This is a genomic window from Cellulomonas bogoriensis 69B4 = DSM 16987 (assembly GCF_000767165.1).
In the GTDB taxonomy this organism is placed as follows: domain Bacteria; phylum Actinomycetota; class Actinomycetes; order Actinomycetales; family Cellulomonadaceae; genus Actinotalea; species Actinotalea bogoriensis.
On the sequence record NZ_AXCZ01000012.1, the window covers coordinates 15,115 to 33,796 of the forward strand.

Below are 18,682 nucleotides of genomic sequence, written 5' to 3' on the forward strand. Positions count from 1 at the left end.
CCTTGTGGACGGCGATGCCGGGCTCGTCGTCGTCGGTGGGGAGCGGGTCCGGGCGGCGGTGCCATCCTCCTCGAGGTGGCCACGCCGTCCTGGACCGCCACATTCACGCCGGACCGGAACGTGCGAACCCCATGACGCCGCAGGGGCACACCGAGTTCGAGGACTGACCCTCCCGCGCGGCCAAAGTCAGGCCACGCGCCCGGGGGAAATGGCTCGCGGCGGGGGCGTCGGCGTGGGCAGGATGCTGCCGTTCCCGGTGCAGCGGCCCTGATGGGCTGTTCGGTGCTGCCCACGTCTGTCGATCGAGGCTGAGATGAGCACGTTCCCCGTCCCCCTGAGCGGTGCGAAGGCCCCCACGTTGATGTGGGCGCACGAGCACGACGTCGAGCACGCCGCGCTGCAGCAGCTGCGCAACATCGCGGCGCTGCCGTGGGTGCGCGGGTTGCGCGTCATGCCGGACGTCCACCTGGGCAAGGGCGCGACCGTGGGGTCGGTGATCGCGATGAAGGACGCCGTCTCGCCCAACGCCGTCGGGGTCGACATCGGGTGCGGGATGATCGGTGTGCGCACCTCCTTGACCGCCGCCGACCTGCCGGACGACCTGGGGCCGTTGCGGTCCGCGGTCGAGGCCGCCGTCCCGGTCGGCTTCCGCATGCACGACGAGCCGGTGGACCTCACCCGGTTGCGGCCCGTGGGCGGCGGGGGTGGTCGGTTCGCCTCCGGCACGGACCAGTTCTGGTCCCGGTTCGACGCCCTGCACCACGGGGTGCGGGGCAGGGAGGCCCGGGCCCGGCGCCAGCTGGGGACCCTGGGTGGTGGCAACCACTTCATCGAGCTGTGCGTCGACGACGCGGACACCGTGTGGCTGCAGCTGCACTCCGGGTCGCGGAACATCGGCAAGGAGCTCGCCGAGCGGCACGTCGCCGAGGCCAAGGGCCTGGACCACAACCTGGACCTGCCCGACCGGGACCTGGCCGTGCTGCTGGCCGGTACCCCGCAGATGGACGCCTACCTGCACGACCTGCGGTGGGCGCAGGAGTACGCGGCCCGGTCCCGTGCGGTGATGATGAGCCTGGTCGTCGAGCAGGTGCGGCGGTTCTTCACCGCCGCCCGGCCCACGTTCGACGAGGCCGTGAACGTCCACCACAACTACGTGGCCGTCGAGCACGTGGACGGTGAGGAGCTGATCGTCACCCGCAAGGGCGCGATCCGCGCCGGGTCCGGCGAGCTGGGCCTCATCCCCGGGTCCATGGGGACGGGCTCGTACGTGGTGCGGGGTCTGGGCAACGAGGCGTCGTACTGGTCGGCGTCCCACGGTGCCGGCAGGCGCATGTCGAGGAACAAGGCCCGGCGCACGTTCACCGTCGAGGACCTCGCCGCCCAGACCGACGGCGTCGAGTGCCGCAAGGACGCCGGTGTCGTGGACGAGATCCCTGCTGCGTACAAGGACCTCGACCAGGTCATCGCCGCCCAGACCGACCTGGTGGAGGTCGTCGCACGGCTGCGCACCCTCATGTGCGTCAAGGGCTGACGCGAACCACCAGCGGTCAGTGGGGAGCGTTCGGTGCGGAATGCGAGCGAGGCGCTCCCCGATCGTGGGGAGCGCCTCGCATGGACCTACGTTGGGCCCGCCGCGCCGGGAGCGTGAGCGTCCCGGCGCGGCGGGGTCGGTGGGTCAGCCGGCGTCGCAGCTGACGGTGATGCCGTCCGGTGTCCCGGTGGCGATGAACCCGAAGGTGGTGGACTGCCCGGAGCTGAGCGCACCGTTCCAGGCCGCGTTCGCGACGGTGACCTCGGTGCCGGAGCCGCCGAGGACACCGGACCACAGGTTCGCCACGGACGTCCCGGACGGCAGCGTCACCGCTGTCGACCAGCCCGACAGGCCCGAGGACCCGGCGGTCACGACGACCTCACCCTGGAACCCGCCCTGCCAGGACCCCACGACCGTGAACTCGGCCGTGCACGCACCCGGCGTCGGGTCGGGCGTCGGCTCGGGGTCCGGGGTGGGCTCGGGGTCGGGTGTGGGCTCCGGGTCCGGGGTGGGCTCGGGGTCCGGTGTCGGGTCCGGGGTGGGCTCCGGGTCGGGCGTCGGCTCGGGGTCCGGGGTGGGGTCGGGCGTGGGCCCGGGCTCGGCGCCGGTCGGCTCGGTGCCCCAGATCAGCTCGCCGCCGTCGTAGAGGGTGATCGCCTCGGTGACGGTGAGCGCGTCGCGGGTCAGGCCCTGGAACGACGGGTCGTCCGTGGCGTCCCACCCGGCGCCGCCGGTGACCCGGAACTGCAGCTCACGACGGTGCTGGGACTGCCCACCGGGGTGGATGTTCTGACCCACGCAGCTGAGCTCGACGTAGTACAGGTCGCCACCGGCGGGCACGGCGGAGCCGGACTGGGCACCGCACTCGCTGTAGTTGCTGCTGAGCTGCACCTGCGAGGCGTCCTCGTCGGCGCCGAGCCGGAACCAGTACCGCAGGGTGCCGTCGGTCAGGGACCGGGCCGGGAACGCGGACTGGTTGCGGATCATCACCTTGATCTCGGTGAACGTCGCCGCCGGCGGCTGGTTGAGCTGCGCCTCGACGAAGATCTCCGGCCCGTCCGGGGTCTCGGGGACGGGGAAGTCGGCCAGCGGGGTGCCGCCGTAGTGGGAGACCAACCCGGCCAGTGCGCTGGAGAACCCGGCGTTGTAGTCGATGGCCACCTCGTTGGCGACGTAGTCGCTGCGGTCGTCGGTGTAGGAGTCGTTCGGTGAGGGAGGCCCGCCGACGAGCGCCCCGTACAGCACGTGCCGGGTCTCGACGGGCTGGGTCAGTGAGTCCAGCCAGGAGCCGTGCGCGGTGCGGTGGTGGGGGTGCTGGGGTGGGTTGGCGCCGAACCCGACGACGTAGCTGGAGCTGCGCGGGTTGTCACCCAGGGCGTAGTCGATCTGGCTGACGGCGAAGTCGTGGTACCGGGCCGACCGGGTGTCGTCCTCGATCCAGTCGGAGTACACCAGGGCCACGAACGCGGTGTTGGCCGCGTACCGCAGGGCACCCCAGGAGTCCAGGACGGCCATGCCGCCCGGGGAGTAGGCCACACGCTGGCCGTCGTAGCCGCTGGTCCAGAAGTCGAGCCACCGGTTGGTGTCGTCGATGTACTCCTGGTTGCCGGTCGCCATCGCCAGCAGCGGGTAGGTCGCGAAGGACTTGTCGTCCCAGTTGACCGTCCAGCGGTAGGAGCGGGTGTCGGTCTGGTTCTCGGTGCCCAGGTACTGGTACTCGGCCTCCGCCTTGGCGAGGTAGGCCTCGTCACCGGTCGCCTCGTACAACCAGTACGCGCCCCACACGAGCTCGTCCTGGTAGCCGGACCACGACCGGTAGAACGGCGACACCTGGGTCAGGCAGTCGGAGTAGGCGCCACGGTAGGTGTCGGCGAAGTCGTACAGCTGGACGGCGCTCTCGAGCAGGCGGGCGGAGTAGGCGGGGTCGTCGTCGGCGAACAGCATCGACGCGGTGGCCATGGCTGCGGCGGTCTCGGCGGCGACGTCGCTGCCGGGGCACGACGGGTCGATCTTCGCCGAGGGGCGGTCCATGGTCATGACCTCGGCGGGGCCCCACCACTTGTGGTCCTCGTCGCCGTCGCCGACCTGCACCCACAGCTCGTTGGGTGCGGTGTGGGCCTTGAGGAAGTAGTCGTTGACCCACCGGATGTTGTCCTTGAGGTAGGGCATCTGCCCGGACTGCTCGTAGCCGTCGGGGTAGGCGAGCGCACCCCAGGTGAGCATCGTGGCGGTGAACGCCATGGGGAACCCGAACTTCACGTGGTCCCCGGCGTCGTACCAGCCGCCGGTGAGGTCGACGCCCACGTCGGAGCCGTCGTCCAGGGCGGAGTCCCCGCGCCAGCTGACGCGGTTGTCCTCGGGCAGTGGCCCGGAGCGCTGCGCCTCGTAGAAGAACATGGACTTCTGCAGCGCCTCGCCGTAGTTGTACGAGGGTTCTGCGGCGGCCGGGGCCGCGGTGAGCGGTGCGGTCCCGAGGGCTCCGGCGACGACGGCGGCGCCCGCGCCCCACGCGACCAAGCGGCGGCGCGGCGGGGCCGGTCTGGTCAGGTCGTTCATGCGTCTCCTCCATTGGATGCGGATCAACATCGTCGACCGGTCAGGTGTGGTCAGGACAACGTTTCGAAACGTTTAGGGCAGGCGCGGTTCACCGGCCAGACCGACGGCACCCCGGTCGCCACCTGGGCTCCGGGTCGACGCATCGGACCAAGGTCCTGATCTTGGGCGTTCGGGTCCGCGGATGCGGTCGTGGACCCTGTGACGGACAGTGGTCCCACCAGACGATCCGGCTGACGAGGAGTGTCATGAGCACCGGCCCGCGCAGGCTCCCGCACGCGTCCTTGACCGACACCGTGCAGATCGTCGGGACGGTGGTGCTGCCGACCCTGGCGCGCGGGGTGATCGTCCGCCGCCCGCCGGTGGTCGCCAAGGCTGAGAAGCTGGACGCGGACCGTCGGGCCGTGGAGCTGCTGCAGCGCATGCGCCGCAGGTACGGGCGCGGCCCGCTGCGGTTGCGGTTGCCGCGACGCATGGTGGTGCTGCTCGACCCCACTCACGTGCAGCGGGTCCTGGACCAGACCCCGGAGCCGTTCACCCCGGCGAGCGCGGAGAAGCGTGCCGCCCTGGGGCACTTCCAGCCGCACGGGGTGCTCATCTCCACGGGGGCCGAGCGTGACGACCGGCGCCGGTTCAACGAGGAGGTCCTCGACACGACCAGCCCGGTGCACCGCAGTGCCGACGTGATGGTCGGCCGGGTACAGGACGAGGTCGACCAGCTTCTGACCAGGGCGCGTCGCGACGGGGCCCTGGTCTGGGACGACTACTCGACCATGTGGGACCGCATGGTGCGCCGGGTGGTGCTCGGCGACGGGGCCAAGGACGACGAGGAGCTCACCGAGCTGCTGGTGCGGCTGCGTGCCACCGCGAACTGGGCGTTCCTGCACCCGCGTCGGGTCCGTACCCGTGCCCGGTTCCTGGACCGGTTGGCCGAGCACGTGGACCGGGCCGAGCCGGGGAGCCTGGCGGCGTCGATGGCCGGCACGCCCACCACGGACATGACCGAACCGGGGCAGCAGCCACCCCAGTGGATGTTCGCGTTCGACGCCGCCGCGTGGGCGAGCTTCCGGGCGTTGGCGCTGCTGCACGCATTCCCGGAGCAGATGGCGCGGGCACGCGAGGAGATCGCCGGGCGTGACCTGAGCACCCCCCAGGACCTGTCGTTCCTGCGGGCGTGCATCCTGGAGTCGTTGCGGTTGTGGGCCACGACGCCGGCGGTCCTGCGGGAGTCCACCGAGCGCACCCTGTGGGAGGACGGGCCCATGCCGGAGTCCACGTCGATCCTCACCTACGCGCCGCTGTTCCACCGCGACGACGAGAACCTGCCGTACGCGAACGAGTTCGACCCCGACGTCTGGCTGGACCCCGCCAAGGCCCGCGACTGGCCGCTCATCCCGTTCAGCGCGGGACCGGCCGAGTGCCCGGGCCGCAACCTGGTGCTGCACGTGTCGAGCTCCATCCTCGCGATGATCCTGGCGGGCACGGAGCTGCGCCTGGAGGACGAGGACCGTCTGCACCCCCTGCCCAGCGTGCTGGACCCGTTCTCGTTGCGGTTCCCGGTGGTGGGCTGACGGCGCGCACTGGCTAACCTGACCCGGTGCCTGAGGGTCATACCGTCCACCGGATCGCCCGGCGCTTCGAGCTCGACGTCGTGGGTGAGGTCGCCCGGGTGACCTCACCGCAGGGTCGGTTCGCCGACGGGGCACGGGTGCTCGACGGCCGCCCGGTCGTCGCCGCGCACGCGGTGGGCAAGCACCTGTTCGTGGGGTTCGGTCCCACCGAGGGTGCTGCGCAGCCCGCGCCGGACCGGTGGTCGGTCGCGTCGTCGTGGTTGCGGGTGCACCTGGGGCTGTACGGGGCGTGGGACTTCCACGGCAGGCTCTCGCCCCTGACCCCCGGGGACGTGGCTGTCGGGTCGATGGGCGCACCCCGGTTGCGCCGGTCGGTGCGCGTGGGGGAGGGCGAGTCGACCCTCGCTGACGACGGGCCCTTCCCGCCCGACCCGGTGGGCCAGGTGCGGGTGCGGGTCGCGACCGAGCAGACCGTCGCGGACCTGCGGGGCCCCTCGGCGTGCGAGCTCCTCACCGCCGACGAGGTGCGCCTGCTGGTCGCGCGCGCGGGCCCCGACCCGCACCTGGACGGGTCTGCCGCGGCCAGGCGCCGGTTCGTCGAGGCCGTCCGGGCGCGGCGGGTGGCGGTCGGTCAGCTCCTCATGGACCAGTCGGTCGTCAGCGGCATCGGCAACATCTACCGCGCCGAGCTCCTGTTCCGTGCCGAGCTCGACCCGTGGACGCCCGGGCGGACGGTCCCCGCCGAGGTCGCCGGAACACTGTGGGACGACTGGGCGGTGCTCCTGGAGGACGGGATCACCACCGGGGTGATGCTCACCCGGGCCGATCTCGCCGAGGGGGACCGGGTGCGCGCCCTGACCGACCCGTCCCTGAGGCACGCGGTGTACGGCCGTGCGGGCCGGCCATGCCTGAGGTGCGCCGCGCCGGTCGTCGTCGAGCCCATGGCCGGCCGCAAGCTCTACCGCTGCCCGGCCTGCCAGCGTTGACGACGGGGACATCGCAGGGCCAGCATCTCGGTTCCGCGTGCGCAGGGCGTGGGCCCTCGGGATGACCGGAGTCGCGGCTAGGGTTGACGCGGGCGGGTGTCCGGCCATCAGCACGGCTGGCGGTCTCTCCGGGTTCTCTGGTTTCGGTCGACGATCGGTGGGACGTGCACAGGATCGCTGCGCTGGCGATATGGATGGCGTTGGGGTTCGCGGCAGTCGTCGCTTTCCAGGTGTTCGTCACTGCTGACGAGGTGCAGCCGGTCGGGACCCAAGGGTCGTTCACGGTGGTCGAGCTCGAGTCCGCCACCAAGGACGATGCGATCGGCGTGATCGACGAGACGGCGAAATCCCTGGGCGTCAACATCTTCAAGGTGCAGCCGGACTCGTACGGGCTGCCTCAGGAGCGGACGCTCTTCGCGTTCGTCGGGGACCGTGAGGGATTCGAGGCGAACGGCGGGTACGACTACCCGAGCTTCTCGAGCCGAGCGATGGTCACACACGTCGCGCCGGCCGGTGACATCACGTTCCAGGACCTGCGCGGGAGGTACGTCACAAGTGCTCCGGCAGCCCAGGTGGAGCAGGTCGTCACCAGGCTCGAGCAAGGGGGCGTCCTCGCGACGAGCACGTCGCTCGGGCCGGGCGTGGTCGTGCTCCACGGCGCAGCGGAGGGCAACCTCTTCGGCCCGTCCGTCGTGCTGATGCTGGCACTTGGTCTGGCGGTCGCGTACTCGGTGAGTCGCCGCCGCAAGGTGTATGCGCTCCGCGCGCTTCACGGCTACCGGAGGGTCGCCAGCGTCCGGGCCGAGGTGTGGAGCTGCACGGTCCTGTTCGGCGTGGGCCTGGCCGTGCTGACGGTGGTCGGCGTGCCCTTCCTCTGGGCCCACAACGGGTTCAACCAGCTGTCAGGGTTCCTTCCGGTGCTCGCCGTGACCGTCCTCGGCCTCTACCTCTTCACGGTCGTCGTCGTGCTGGTCGCCGTCCGGGCCGCATCCCGGGGCAGCATCCCCACGATCCTCAAGGGCGAGCGGGCTTCGGTGCGGGAGGGAGTGCTGGCTGCGACTGCGCAGGTGACGGTCCTGGCCATCGTGATGGCGACGACGTCCGCGGCGATGACGCGCATCGAGTCCGTCGCGGCGACCATGGACGAGTACTCCCGGTGGTCCGAGGGCGACCCCCTGTACGCGCTCCGCCTGTCCGTGTCCGGCACGCGTGAGGATGACGTCCGTGACGCTCCAGGGCTGAGCGCGGTGATCGCAGAGCTGGAGCAGGCGGGCCAGGTGCTGATGGCGCACCCGGGGGACGCGTTCAGCGGTGACCCGGACGCCGAGGTCGGGCCCGAGGGCGCGCGCTCGATGATCGTGAACCACGCCTACGTCGAGCGTGAGCCCATCGAGGACCCCGACGGCAGGCCCGTGCGCGACCTCCCTACCGGTGAGGACCACTTCAGCCTCCTCGTCCCCATGTCCTACGACGGGGACGTCGAGCCGTTGCTGCAGCAGTACGTGTCCTTCTTCTCAGGCTTCGCGTGCACCGACGACACCGAAGGTGGTCGTGCGTCGTGCGACCCCGTCGGGTCTGTCGTGCGGACCAAGGCGGGTCAGGACCTCTTCACGTACAACGGGACGGCGCCTCTGCCTGCTCAGATGCAGCCTCCGATGTTCGTGCACGACCCGGTCCTGGTCGTGGTGTCCGCAGACTCCGGACTGATCTCGCCACTGCTGTACCTGTCGTACACCTCGGGCAACGACGTCCTGTTCACAGATCCGGACGTCCTCGACAGCCGCCTCCAGGAGCACGGCATCCGGGGCTCGTTCCAGGGCATCGACGACGCGTCCGACGCCGTCTCGGACTCCGTGGCGTTCAGCCGGCGCCAGCTGCGGATGGATGCGTTCAGCCTGGCACTGGGCTGGGCCGTCCTGGCCCTGGCGGCCGTGGTGATGGTGGCGGTCTACTGCGACCGTCGTCGACGGCCCATGTTCGTGCAGCTGATCCACGGGTACACCTTCGCCGGGAGGCACTGGCCCTACCTCGCCGGCGCCGCCGCCCTGTCGCTGCTGGGTGTGGGCATCGCCGGGGCTGCAGGCGGGAGCCTCGCTCACGGCCGTGACGTGGCCGCGGCCGCAGCGTTCGTCACCATCCAGGTCGTGATCTCCCTGGTTGCGATCAGCATCTACGAGGCCAGGTTCCGTGCCGACGTCATCAAGCGTAACTAGGAGGGTCGCGTGCGATCAGGAGCTGTAGTCGAACCCCTCAAGGCCCGTCCGTTCGAGCTCGTCGTGTCGGGGATGGCCAAGCGGTTCGCGAACAAGACGCTGTGGTCCGACCTGTCGTTCGAGATCCCCTCGGCGGCCATGACCGTGGTCAGAGGCCCCTCCGGTTCGGGCAAGACCACTCTTCTCAACTGCGTCGGCCTCCTCGAGCCGTTCGACCGGGGCACCGTCGCCTTCGGTGGGTGGTCCTTCACCGCCGGCTCCCGGAGCGCATCGCGTCGGTGCTTCCGTGACGTCCTGGGCTTCCTGTTCCAGAACTACGGGCTCGTCGAGTCGTGGAACGTCCGCCGGAACCTGCAGGTTCCGCTCAGGATCCGCCCCGGCTCCCGGAACGGGGGCAGGCACGCGATGGCCGAGGCCCTGGAGCGCGTCGGCATGCGTGGGTCCGAGAAGGAGATGATCTACACGCTCTCCGGCGGGGAGCAGCAACGCATCGCCCTGGCCCGTCTGATGCTCAAGTCGCCGTCGGTGGTCCTGGCCGACGAGCCCACCTCAGCCCTGGACAAGGCGAACGCCGACCTGGTGATGTCGATCCTCGCCGAGGAGGCGCGCCACGGTGCCCTCGTGCTCATCTCGACCCACAGCGACGAGATCGCCGCCCGCTGCGACCACGCCCTCACCCTCGACGCCAGGCCCTCGAACGAGGAACGCGGCACGCCAGGTCCTCAACGGACGGAACCGCCCACGACGGTTCGCCGCTCAGACGCCGAGGTCGACGGCAGGGCACCGTGGACGGCGAGCATCGCGTCCACGGTCCGGGACCAGGGGAACTGAAGCGCGCGCCGTCGGGCAGCCGACCGGGTCCGGTCCCGGGACCTGCTCAGGACCTCACGGGTCGCGGCTGCGAAGCCGACCGCGGTCGGCTCCGCGCACACCCCGGACTCCTCGTCCACCATCTCGACCAGGGCGGAGGTGACGGACGCGACGACGGGCGTCCCGCACGCCAGCGCCTCCAGGGCCGCCAGGCCGAACGTCTCGACCGGCCCCGGTGCGAGGACGGCGTCGGCGTGGGCGAGCAGGTGCGCGACGGCCGAGCGGTCCGTCACGTGCCCCAGGAACGTGACCGGCAGGCCCCGTGCCGCACGCTCCACGGCCCGTGCCGACGGCCCGTCACCGATGACGACCAGCCGGGCGCGCAGACCCCCTGCGTGCAGCAGCCGCAACGCCTCGATCGCGAGGTCCGGGCGCTTCTCCGGTGACAACCGGCTGCACATCACGAGCACCGGTGCCCCCGACCGGGCCGGTGCCCGGACCGGGGTGAACGCCTCCAGGTCCACCCCCAGCGGCACGTGCACCGTGCGCACCCCGATGCGGTCGAACTCCCGGGCCGCGAACCGCGTGGTCGTCACCACCCGGAACGCGGACGCCATCACGTCGTTGTGACGGTCCGCCACGGTCCGTGCCACGCCCGCCGGCAGGTGCAGGCCGGTGCGCAGCACCCCGTCCAGGCGCTCGTGGGCGATCATCACCGCGGGCACGCCGCGCGCGTCGGCCCACGCGCCCAGGCCCCCCAGGGTGAACCGGTCCGAGACCTCCAGACGGTCGGGGGTGAGCGCGTCCAAGGTCCGGCGCACCCGGCGCACGTCCAGCAGCGCCCGGTACCCGCCGGTCCACGGCACCACCGGTCCCGGCAACCGGATCAGCGTCCCCCACGAGCGGCGCTCGGTCGACAGGTGCGTGCCCGGGGCCACGAGCGTGAACTGGTGCCCGCGCTCGCGGTACCCGGCCCCCAGGGCGTGGGCGGTGGTGCGGATGCCGCCGCTGTGGGGTGCGTAGGCGTTGGTCAGGTGGACGACGTGCACCGGTCACCTCACCGCCGTGGTCGCGGGCCGGGCGGCGGTCGCCGCCGCGTAGTGGTCCATGAGCCGTTCGCAGACCACCGGCCACGTGCGTGACCGGACGGCGTCGCGGCCCGCCCGGCCCATGGCCCGGCGTTTGCCCGCGTCGCCGGCGAGGTCCTCGACCCGTGCGCGTAGCGCCGCCAGGTCACCCCGCGGGTACGTCCACCCGGTGCGGGAGTGGTCCACGAGCTCGGCGACGCCCCCGGCTGCGACGGCGACGACCGGCACCCCCGCGGCCATGGCCTCCTGGGCGGACTGGCAGAACGTCTCGTGCGGGCCGGTCTGCACGGCCACGTCCAGGGTCGCGACCGTCGTCGCGAGCTCCGTGCCGGTCTGCAGCCCCAGGAACGTCGCGGCCGGCAGGTGCCGTTGCAGCCGTTCCCTCTCCGGTCCGTCGCCGACGACGACGAGCCGTACCCCGAGCAGGTCGTGGACGGCGCGCAGGTCCTCGAGCTGCTTCTCCGCCGCCAGGCGCCCCACGTACCCGACGAGGGTCTGCCCGCCGGGGGCCAGACGGCGGTGCAGGGCCTCGTCGCGGTGGCGGGGGTGGAACCGGTGGGTGTCGACCCCCCGGGGCCACAGCCGTACCCGGTCCACCCCGTGGGAGGTGAGGTCGTCCGCGGCCGCCTGCGAGGGGGCGAGGGTCACGTCGGCGGCGTCGTGGATGGCGCGCACGTGCCACCAGGCGGCCTCCGCGGCGGCGCCCAGGTGGTACTGGCCGGCGAACCCGGCCACGTCGGTCTGGTAGACGGCCACCACGGGGATGCCGAGCCTGGCTGCGGCCCGCACCGCGGGCCGGCCGGTGGTGAACGGGGACGCCAGGTGCACCACGTCGGGCGCGAAGGTCGCGAGCTCACGGACCACGGACCGGGTGGTGGGGACCCCGAGCGGGAAGTCGGTGTACCCGGGCATCGGCACCGACCGCACCGGGACGACGCGCGCCCCGTGCACCAGGTCCGGTGGTTCGCCGGGCGCCAGCACCAGTGCCGGGTGCCCGGCTCGTTCCAGGTGCTCCAGGACCCGCAGGACGGAGTGGGTGACGCCGTTGACCTGGGGGAGGAAGGACTCGGTGATGATCGCGACCCGCACACCGGCAGAGAACCAGCCCCGGGCGGACCGTCGGGCGACGACGCAGCGACGCGACGGTGACCACTGGGCGAACGGTCGGTGCCCGGGGTCCAGGCCCCTGGACCGCCTGGTTCGACGTGTGTCAATATCGACGCATGTCGAACCAGCACCTGGCCGCGCCGGTGGCGCCACGCCTGTCGACCCTGGACCGGGCTCTGCCGTTGTGGATCGGGCTGGCCATGGTCCTCGGGCTTGGGCTGGGACGGTTCGTCCCGGCGCTCGGGGAGGTCCTGGAGGCGATGGAGGTCGGGGGAGTCTCCCTCCCGATCGGCCTGGGGCTGCTGGTCATGATGTACCCGGTGCTGGCCAAGGTCCGTTACGACCGGCTCGGCACCGTCACCGCCGACCGGCCCCTGCTGATCTCGTCCCTGGCGCTGAACTGGCTCGTCGGCCCCGCTCTGATGTTCGCGCTGGCGTGGATCTTCCTGCCGGACCTTCCCGAGTTCCGCACGGGCCTGATCATCGTGGGCCTGGCCCGCTGCATCGCGATGGTCGTCATCTGGAACGACCTGGCGTGCGGTGACCGTGAGGCGGCCGCCGTGCTCGTGGCCCTCAACTCCACCTTTCAGGTGGTCGCGTTCTCCGGCCTGGCGTACTTCTACCTCACCGTCCTGCCCGCGTGGCTGGGTCTGGACACCGCCGGCCTGGACGTCAGCATGGGTCAGATCGCGATCAACGTCCTGATCTTCCTGGGTGTGCCGCTGGGCGCAGGGTTCGCGTCCCGCTGGATCGGTGAGCGCAGCCGCGGCCGCGACTGGTACGAGTCACGCTTCGTGCCCGTGATCTCGCCGTGGGCCCTGTACGGCCTGCTGTTCACGGTGGTGCTGCTGTTCGCCCTGCAGGGCGACGCGATCGCCGCGAACCCCCTGGACGTCGTGCGGATCGCGGTGCCGCTGCTGATCTACTTCGCCCTCATGTGGGTGGTCGGGTTCGCCACCGGGCATCTCCTGCGCCTGGGCTACGCACGCACCACCACGCTGGCGTTCACCGCCGCGGGCAACAACTTCGAGCTCGCGATCGCCGTGGCGATCGGGACGTTCGGGGCCACGTCCGGTCAGGCGCTCGCCGGGGTGGTCGGCCCCCTCATCGAGGTGCCGGTGCTGGTGGGCCTGGTGTACGTGAGCCTGGCGATCGCCCGCCGCTGGTACCGCCACGACCCCACCGCCCCCATCCCCCCCGCAGTCCGCACCGAGAGCGAGACCGAGACCCGCACCGAGACCGAGGCCCCGGCATGACCGACGTCTGCACGCCCGCACCCCGCCCTTCGCTGACGGTCGACGCCGCCGAGCGCGCGGCGCGGGTCCTCAAGGCCGTGGCCGACCCGGTGCGCCTGAGGATGCTCGCCACGGTCGCGAGCAGCCCGACCGGCGAGGTCTGCGTGTGCGACCTGACCGACCTCGCCGACCTCACCCAGCCGACCGTCTCCCACCACCTGAAGGTCCTGCGCACCGCCGGTGTGCTGACCTGCGAGCGGCGCGGGACGTGGGTCCACTACCGCGTCACCGAGCACGCCCGCCCGTTCGTGGACGGTGTGCTCGACGGCGTCGTCCCAGCCGCACTCACCCTCATGACCGCCACGCCCGAACCCGAGCCCGCCAGGAGCTGACATGACCACGCACGCCGAGCCCACCCGCCCGAGCGCCCTGTTCGTGTGCGTCCACAACGCGGGCCGTTCGCAGATGGCCGCGGGCCTGCTCACCCACCTGTCCGGGGGCGCGGTCGAGGTGCGGTCCGCCGGGTCCATGCCCGCGGACCAGATCAACCCGGTGGCCGTAGAGGCGATGTCCGAGCTGGGCATCGACATCCGCGACCAGCAGCCCAAGGTCCTGACCACCGAGGCCGTCCAGGCCTCCGACGTCGTCATCACCATGGGCTGCGGGGACGTGTGCCCGGTGTTCCCGGGCAAGCGTTACGAGGACTGGGCGCTGGCCGACCCCGCCGGGCAGGGCATCGAGGCCGTGCGTCCCATCCGGGACGAGATCCGCGAGCGCGTCCTGCGTCTGCTGGACGAGCTGGGTGTGGAGCCGCGCACCAGCTGAGGGTGGCAGGCTGGGGGCATGGACCTGCGCATCTTCACCGAGCCCCAGCAGGGCGCCACGTACGACGACCTCCTGGCGGTGGCCACCACGGCCGAGCGGCTGGGGTACGACGCGTTCTTCCGCTCCGACCACTACCTGGTCATGGGCGACGGGGACGGGCTGCCCGGGCCGACCGACGCGTGGACCACGTTGGCGGGCCTGGCCCGCGACACCGAGACGATCCGGTTGGGGACGCTGGTCAGCTCGGCGACGTTCCGGCACCCGGGGGTGCTGGCCATCCAGGTCGCGCAGGTCGACCAGATGTCCGGGGGGCGGGTGGAGCTCGGTCTGGGGGCCGGGTGGTTCGCCGAGGAGCACAGCGCCTACGGGATCCCGTTCCCGGACAAGCGCTTCGGCCTGCTGACCGAGCAGCTGGAGGTCCTCACGGGGTTGTGGGGGACGCCGGTGGGTGACCGGTACACCCACGAGGGTCGTCACTACACGCTGACGGACTCCCCGGCGCTGCCCAAGCCGGTGCAGCGGCGCAACGTGCTGCCCGGTGCCCCGGGGGTGCCGGTGATCGTCGGTGGCAACGGCCCGCGTCGCACCCCGGCGCTCGCGGCCCGGTACGCCACGGAGTACAACGCGGCGTTCCCCGAGATCGCTGACATCCCGGAGCGGTTCGCGACCGTGCGTGCCGCGTGCGAGGCCGTGGGCCGGCCCGCGGACGAGCTGACGTACTCGGTCGCGCTGGTGATGTGCGTGGGCGCCGACGAGGCCGAGTTCGCCCGCCGGGCCGCGGCGATCGGCCGTGAGCCGGACGAGCTGCGTGAGCACGGGGTCGCCGGCACCGTCGAGGAGGCTGCCCGGAGGCTCGCGACGTTGCGCGAGGCGGGTGTGGAGCGCCTGTACCTGCAGGTCCTGGACCTGTCCGACCTGGACCACCTCGAGCTGGTCGCCCGGGAGGTCGCCCCCCGGGTGGGGTGAGGTGGGCCAGGTCGGTCGTGCCGGGCCCGCGTGCGCGGGCCGGGTCGGTCAGTAGGTGGGGATGGTCGCGAGGACCATCGCGAAGAACGCGATCCCGACCAGGAGCAGTGCGAGCCCGATGTAGCCGACGATCAGGCCGGCGACGGCCAGGCCGGATCCGCCCTCGCCGTTCTGGCGGATCGCGCGGCGCGCGAGGTGGCCGGTGATCACACCACCGATGGACGCGATCACCGGGAAGAAGGTCAGCCCAAGGACCGACAGGACCAGCGAGATGACCGCCAACGGGTTGGTCCGCGGGCCGGTGCCGTAGGGACCGGGGGCCTGCTGGCCGTACGGGGCACTGCCGTACGGGGCACTGCCGTACGTGGGTGCTGTGCCGTACGTGGGTGCCGTGCCGTAGGTGGGGGCGGTGCCGTACAAGCCCTCGGGGGACGGCGGGGGGTGTGCCGTGGCCGGCGAGGACGGGGGTGCGCCGTACGGGTTGGACTGCCCGGCGGAGCCGAACGGCTCCGGCGTGCTGCCCATCGGGGGGGTGGGGTTGCTCATGGTGCTCCGGCCTGCGTAGAAGGTGCGGCAAGCATCCCACCGAAGGCCCACGCCGTGCCAGGACCGGCCGCTACGGTGTGCACGCCCGGCATCCCTGCACCCCCGACGAGGAGCACCCGATGAGCTCACCCGCACCCACCCGCCGCTTCGGCTGGCAGCGTCATGGCGACGGCCGCCGTGTGCTTCCCGGTGCGGTGGTCGCGCCGGGTGAGCGGCTCAGCTGGCCCCGGACCGTCGGGGTCGGCATGCAGCACGTGGTGGCGATGTTCGGCGCCACGATCCTGGTCCCGGCGCTGACCGGCTTCCCGGTCGCCACGACCCTGTTCTTCTCGGCGGTGGGCACGGTCGTCTTCCTGGTGGTGACCGGCAACAGGCTCCCCAGCTACCTGGGGTCCTCCTTCGCGTTCATCGCCCCGATCATGGCGGCGACGGCGTCCGGGGGGCGGTCCTCGGCCCTGGGCGGGATCCTGCTGGTGGGCCTGGTCCTGGTGCTGGTCGGCGTGGTGGTGCACGTGGTCGGTGCACGGTGGATCGAGGTGACGATGCCCCCGATCGTCACCGGGACCATCGTGGCGCTCATCGGCCTGAACCTGGCGCCGGTCGCGTGGGGCAGCTGCGACGACGACGGGACGTGCACGGGGGTGCAGGCCGCACCGCTCACCGCGGTGATCACCCTGGGGGCGATCATCCTGACGACCGTCCTGTTCCGCGGGATGCTGGGCAGGTTGGCGATCCTGGTCGGTGTGGTGGTCGGCTACGTCGCGGCGTGGCTGCAGGGCGAGGTCAGCTTCGAGCAGGTCGCCGCCGCGCCGTGGGTCGGCCTGCCGGAGTTCATGGCCCCGTCGGTCGACCTCTCGGTGCTCGCCCTGTTCCTGCCGGTGGCGTTCGTGCTGGTGGCGGAGAACGTGGGCCACGTGAAGTCCGTCGGGACGATCACCGGCACGGACATGGACCCGCTGATGGGGCGTGCGATCGCCGCGGACGGCCTCGCGACGGCCTTCGCGGGGGCGGGCGGCGGTTCGGGTACCACCACCTACGCCGAGAACATCGGTGTGATGGCGGCGACCAAGGTGTACTCGACGGCCGCGTACTGGGTGGCGGCCGGCGCGGCGCTGGTGCTGAGCATGTCACCGAAGTTCGGTGCGCTGGTCCACTCGATCTCCCAGGGCGTCCTGGGTGGGGCCGGGACGTTGCTCTACGGGATGATCGGCATCCTGGGGGCGCGCATCTGGGTCCAGAACCGTGTGAACTTCTCCGACCCGGTGAACCTCACCACGGCGGGTGTCGCGCTCGTGATCGGGGTGGCCAACTACAGCTGGGTCACCGAGGGCGGGCTGGAGTTCGAGGGGATCGCCCTGGGGACCGCGGCGGCGCTGGGCATCTACCACGGGATGCGGGCCGTGGCCCGGTGGCGGGGCACGTCGCAGGAGCCCGCGAGCCCGGCGTCGGTGCCCGGTGGTGCCGAGCTGGAGGGCGAGCGTCCCGCCTGAGCGGACCGAGGCGGGTGGGGGTCAGTCGCCCTCGGTGTCCTCACCCGCCGGTTCCTCGCCACCGTCGACGTCCTCGTCACCCTCGACGTCCTCGCCGGCCTCACCGGTGAGGGTGGCGCCGGGGGCGGGCTGGGCGACCTGCAGGGCCTCCTCGAGCGAGATGCAGCCACCGCGCGGTTCCAGCGGCTCGTCGGGGGCGAGGACGACCTGCTCCTCCTCCATGAGGCTCTCCCACGCGGTGCCGACCACCAGGTCGATGGCGGTGCCGTCGCGCAGGTCCAGGACGAGCACCGAGTCCGGCACGTGCGCGGCCAGGGTGTACGCGGCGTCGACGCTCTCCTGACCGAAGAAGATCTGCGCGACCCCGGGGTACTGGGGCGAGAAGTCGCCGGTGGAGACCACGTCGAACCCGCGCGCCGTCAGCGACTCGGCGGTCACGCCGGCCAGGCCGGTGCGACCGGTGCCGTTGAGCACCTGGATCTCGATGTCGCCGTAGGGCACCGGAGCCGCGTCCTCGGTGGGGCAGGGGGGCGCTGAGACCACGGTGGTGGGCTCGGGGTCCTCGACGCGCGTGAACTCCCGCTCCAGGAACGGGGCGTCCAGGGCGCCGGTGTACACGGCGGTGGCGAACAGGCCGGCGACGGCCAGGCCAGCGACGATCGAGCCGAACACGACGGCCTGCCGTTCCTGGCGGCGTCGGCGGCGCAGGGCGCGCGCCTGCTGGGCGGTGACCATCAGGACTCCAGGACGAGGACGCGGGCGTGCAGGACGGGGCGTTGCTGCAGGGCGGCGCGGACCGCTCGGTGCAGCCCGTCCTCCAGGTACATCACGCCCTTGAACTGGACCACGTGGGCGAACAGGTCGCCGTAGAAGGTCGAGTCCTCCGAGAGGAGGTTGTCCAGGTTCAGGGTGCGCTTGGTGGTGACGAGCTCGTCGAGGCGGACCTGGCGCGGGGGGACCGTCGCCCAGTCCTTGGGCGTGGTGAGGCCGTGCTCCGGATAGGGGCGGCCCTCGCCCACAGCCTTGAAGATCACAGGGTGAGTCTAGTGGCGTCGGGGCCCGCGCCTCCGTGGCTTGTGCACGGCGCGTTGGTCGGCGGCCCCGACGGGGCGCGCGCGGGTCAGCGGCAACGGCACCTGTCCGACGGTGCGACGCCGGCCAGGACTGCGTCGGCGTGCTGGCCGCACCCGGTCCAGGTGACCTTGCGGCAGGTGGAACAACGCGCGGGGCTGCACATGGTGGTACTCCTCGTAGGTCGGAACGATGACATCCAAGATACCCCAGGGGGTATGCCCTGCGCCAGGGTGTACCCGGAGGAGGACCACATGAGCGACAGCAGCACGCGCAGCCACGAGCCCGAGCCGGACCGGGTGCGCGCCCACACCGACCCCGAGGTCAACCAGCAGCTCGACGACGAGCGCGTCGGGTCCGTCGCCGCGATGGTCGGTGCACCCGAGGCGGCGGTGCGAGCCCGCCTGGCCGACCTCGACCACGAGTGGGACGTCGAACGCGTGCTCCAGGTCAACGCCGCTGCCCTGACGCTGCTCGGCGTGAGCCTGGGGGCCACCCGCTCGCGTCGGTGGCTGGCCCTCGCGGCCGTGGTCCCCGCGTTCCTGCTGCAGCACGCGGTGCAGGGCTGGTGCCCCCCGCTGGCGCTGCTGCGCAGGCTCGGGGTCCGTACCCGGCGTGAGATCGAGGCCGAGCGCACCGCCCTCAAGGCCCTCCGCGGCGACTTCGACGGGCTCGACGGCGACGCCCCAC

At 72.1% G+C, this 18,682-nt stretch carries 17 protein-coding genes; 11 read left to right on the top strand and 6 right to left on the bottom strand.

Going from position 1 to position 18,682, the window contains the following annotated elements:
- Positions 1–313 precede the first annotated feature (313 nt).
- Entirely contained in the window at positions 314–1,531 is a 1,218-nt protein-coding gene (locus N869_RS02530; protein WP_035057387.1) for an RtcB family protein, read from the top strand.
- 144 nt (positions 1,532–1,675) lie between these two features.
- Here N869_RS02530 and N869_RS02535 read toward each other — a convergent pair whose 3' ends face one another.
- Complete coding sequence (locus tag N869_RS02535; protein WP_052104876.1) at positions 1,676–4,087, bottom strand: glycoside hydrolase family 9 protein; 2,412 nt, start codon at positions 4,085–4,087, stop codon at positions 1,676–1,678.
- A gap of 245 nt (positions 4,088–4,332) precedes the next feature.
- Here N869_RS02535 and N869_RS02540 point away from each other — a divergent pair, with 245 nt between their 5' ends.
- From N869_RS02540 to N869_RS02555, 4 genes are all read left to right on the top strand, one after another.
- Positions 4,333–5,655: a cytochrome P450 gene (locus N869_RS02540; protein WP_035057390.1), complete on the top strand. Its 1,323-nt coding sequence runs from the start codon at positions 4,333–4,335 to the stop codon at positions 5,653–5,655.
- Positions 5,656–5,681: 26 nt separating this feature from the next.
- Entirely contained in the window at positions 5,682–6,641 is a 960-nt protein-coding gene (locus N869_RS02545) for an Fpg/Nei family DNA glycosylase (RefSeq protein WP_035057393.1), read from the top strand.
- A 194-nt stretch (positions 6,642–6,835) separates the two neighbouring features.
- Complete coding sequence (locus tag N869_RS02550; protein WP_035057396.1) at positions 6,836–8,854, top strand: hypothetical protein; 2,019 nt, start codon at positions 6,836–6,838, stop codon at positions 8,852–8,854.
- Positions 8,855–8,863: 9 nt separating this feature from the next.
- Complete coding sequence (locus N869_RS02555; RefSeq protein WP_198025933.1) at positions 8,864–9,685, top strand: ATP-binding cassette domain-containing protein; 822 nt, start codon at positions 8,864–8,866, stop codon at positions 9,683–9,685.
- On the opposite strand, the gene N869_RS02560 is transcribed toward N869_RS02555, so the two are convergent.
- Positions 9,577–10,713, bottom strand: a complete 1,137-nt coding sequence (locus tag N869_RS02560) for a glycosyltransferase (RefSeq protein WP_052104877.1) — start codon at positions 10,711–10,713, stop codon at positions 9,577–9,579. The genes N869_RS02555 and N869_RS02560 overlap by 109 nt on opposite strands.
- 3 nt (positions 10,714–10,716) lie before the next feature.
- Positions 10,717–11,841, bottom strand: a complete 1,125-nt coding sequence (locus N869_RS02565) for a glycosyltransferase family 4 protein (protein ID WP_035057403.1) — start codon at positions 11,839–11,841, stop codon at positions 10,717–10,719.
- Positions 11,842–11,975: 134 nt separating this feature from the next.
- Here N869_RS02565 and arsB point away from each other — a divergent pair, with 134 nt between their 5' ends.
- Genes arsB through N869_RS02585 form a run of 4 tightly spaced genes read left to right on the top strand, consistent with a single transcriptional unit; the run spans position 11,976 to position 14,885 of the window.
- Complete coding sequence (arsB, locus tag N869_RS02570) at positions 11,976–13,115, top strand: ACR3 family arsenite efflux transporter (RefSeq protein ID WP_035057406.1); 1,140 nt, start codon at positions 11,976–11,978, stop codon at positions 13,113–13,115.
- Positions 13,112–13,486, top strand: a complete 375-nt coding sequence (locus tag N869_RS02575) for an ArsR/SmtB family transcription factor (protein WP_035057409.1) — start codon at positions 13,112–13,114, stop codon at positions 13,484–13,486. Before arsB ends, N869_RS02575 begins: the two co-directional genes overlap by 4 nt.
- Before the next feature lies 1 nt (position 13,487).
- The gene (locus tag N869_RS02580; RefSeq protein ID WP_035057412.1) at positions 13,488–13,919 is read left to right on the top strand and encodes an arsenate reductase ArsC; all 432 of its coding nucleotides are present in this window, start codon (positions 13,488–13,490) and stop codon (positions 13,917–13,919) included.
- 18 nt (positions 13,920–13,937) lie between these two features.
- A complete protein-coding gene (locus tag N869_RS02585) occupies positions 13,938–14,885 on the top strand; it encodes an LLM class F420-dependent oxidoreductase (RefSeq protein WP_035057415.1) in 948 nt (315 codons plus the stop codon).
- Positions 14,886–14,933: 48 nt separating this feature from the next.
- Here the strand turns inward: N869_RS02585 and N869_RS02590 are convergent, their stop codons facing one another.
- Positions 14,934–15,431 (bottom strand): DUF4190 domain-containing protein, encoded by a 498-nt coding sequence (locus N869_RS02590; RefSeq protein WP_035057418.1) that lies wholly within the window; start codon positions 15,429–15,431, stop codon positions 14,934–14,936.
- A gap of 119 nt (positions 15,432–15,550) precedes the next feature.
- On the opposite strand from N869_RS02590, the gene N869_RS02595 reads away from it, so the two are divergent.
- Complete coding sequence (locus tag N869_RS02595; RefSeq protein WP_035057421.1) at positions 15,551–16,921, top strand: uracil-xanthine permease family protein; 1,371 nt, start codon at positions 15,551–15,553, stop codon at positions 16,919–16,921.
- Positions 16,922–16,942: 21 nt separating this feature from the next.
- Here N869_RS02595 and N869_RS02600 read toward each other — a convergent pair whose 3' ends face one another.
- Complete coding sequence (locus tag N869_RS02600) at positions 16,943–17,656, bottom strand: LytR C-terminal domain-containing protein (RefSeq protein WP_035057424.1); 714 nt, start codon at positions 17,654–17,656, stop codon at positions 16,943–16,945.
- Entirely contained in the window at positions 17,656–17,955 is a 300-nt protein-coding gene (locus tag N869_RS02605; RefSeq protein ID WP_035057427.1) for a type II toxin-antitoxin system VapB family antitoxin, read from the bottom strand. The genes N869_RS02600 and N869_RS02605 overlap by 1 nt, the downstream gene beginning before the upstream one ends.
- Positions 17,956–18,246: 291 nt before the next feature.
- Here N869_RS02605 and N869_RS02610 point away from each other — a divergent pair.
- Positions 18,247–18,682 (top strand): YgaP family membrane protein (locus tag N869_RS02610; RefSeq protein WP_052104878.1); only part of this gene is annotated, 436 nt, incomplete at its 3' end.

Coding starts and splice junctions, on each gene's coding strand:
- N869_RS02595 (WP_035057421.1), top strand. CDS start 15,551: ATGAGCTCACCCGCACCCACCCGCCGCTTCGGCTGGCAGCGTCATGGC.
- N869_RS02575 (WP_035057409.1), top strand. CDS start 13,112: ATGACCGACGTCTGCACGCCCGCACCCCGCCCTTCGCTGACGGTCGAC.
- N869_RS02585 (WP_035057415.1), top strand. CDS start 13,938: ATGGACCTGCGCATCTTCACCGAGCCCCAGCAGGGCGCCACGTACGAC.
- N869_RS02530 (WP_035057387.1), top strand. CDS start 314: ATGAGCACGTTCCCCGTCCCCCTGAGCGGTGCGAAGGCCCCCACGTTG.
- N869_RS02580 (WP_035057412.1), top strand. CDS start 13,488: ATGACCACGCACGCCGAGCCCACCCGCCCGAGCGCCCTGTTCGTGTGC.
- arsB (WP_035057406.1), top strand. CDS start 11,976: ATGTCGAACCAGCACCTGGCCGCGCCGGTGGCGCCACGCCTGTCGACC.
- N869_RS02540 (WP_035057390.1), top strand. CDS start 4,333: ATGAGCACCGGCCCGCGCAGGCTCCCGCACGCGTCCTTGACCGACACC.
- N869_RS02535 (WP_052104876.1), bottom strand. CDS start 4,087: ATGAACGACCTGACCAGACCGGCCCCGCCGCGCCGCCGCTTGGTCGCG.
- N869_RS02590 (WP_035057418.1), bottom strand. CDS start 15,431: ATGAGCAACCCCACCCCCCCGATGGGCAGCACGCCGGAGCCGTTCGGC.
- N869_RS02600 (WP_035057424.1), bottom strand. CDS start 17,656: ATGGTCACCGCCCAGCAGGCGCGCGCCCTGCGCCGCCGACGCCGCCAG.
- N869_RS02550 (WP_035057396.1), top strand. CDS start 6,836: ATGGCGTTGGGGTTCGCGGCAGTCGTCGCTTTCCAGGTGTTCGTCACT.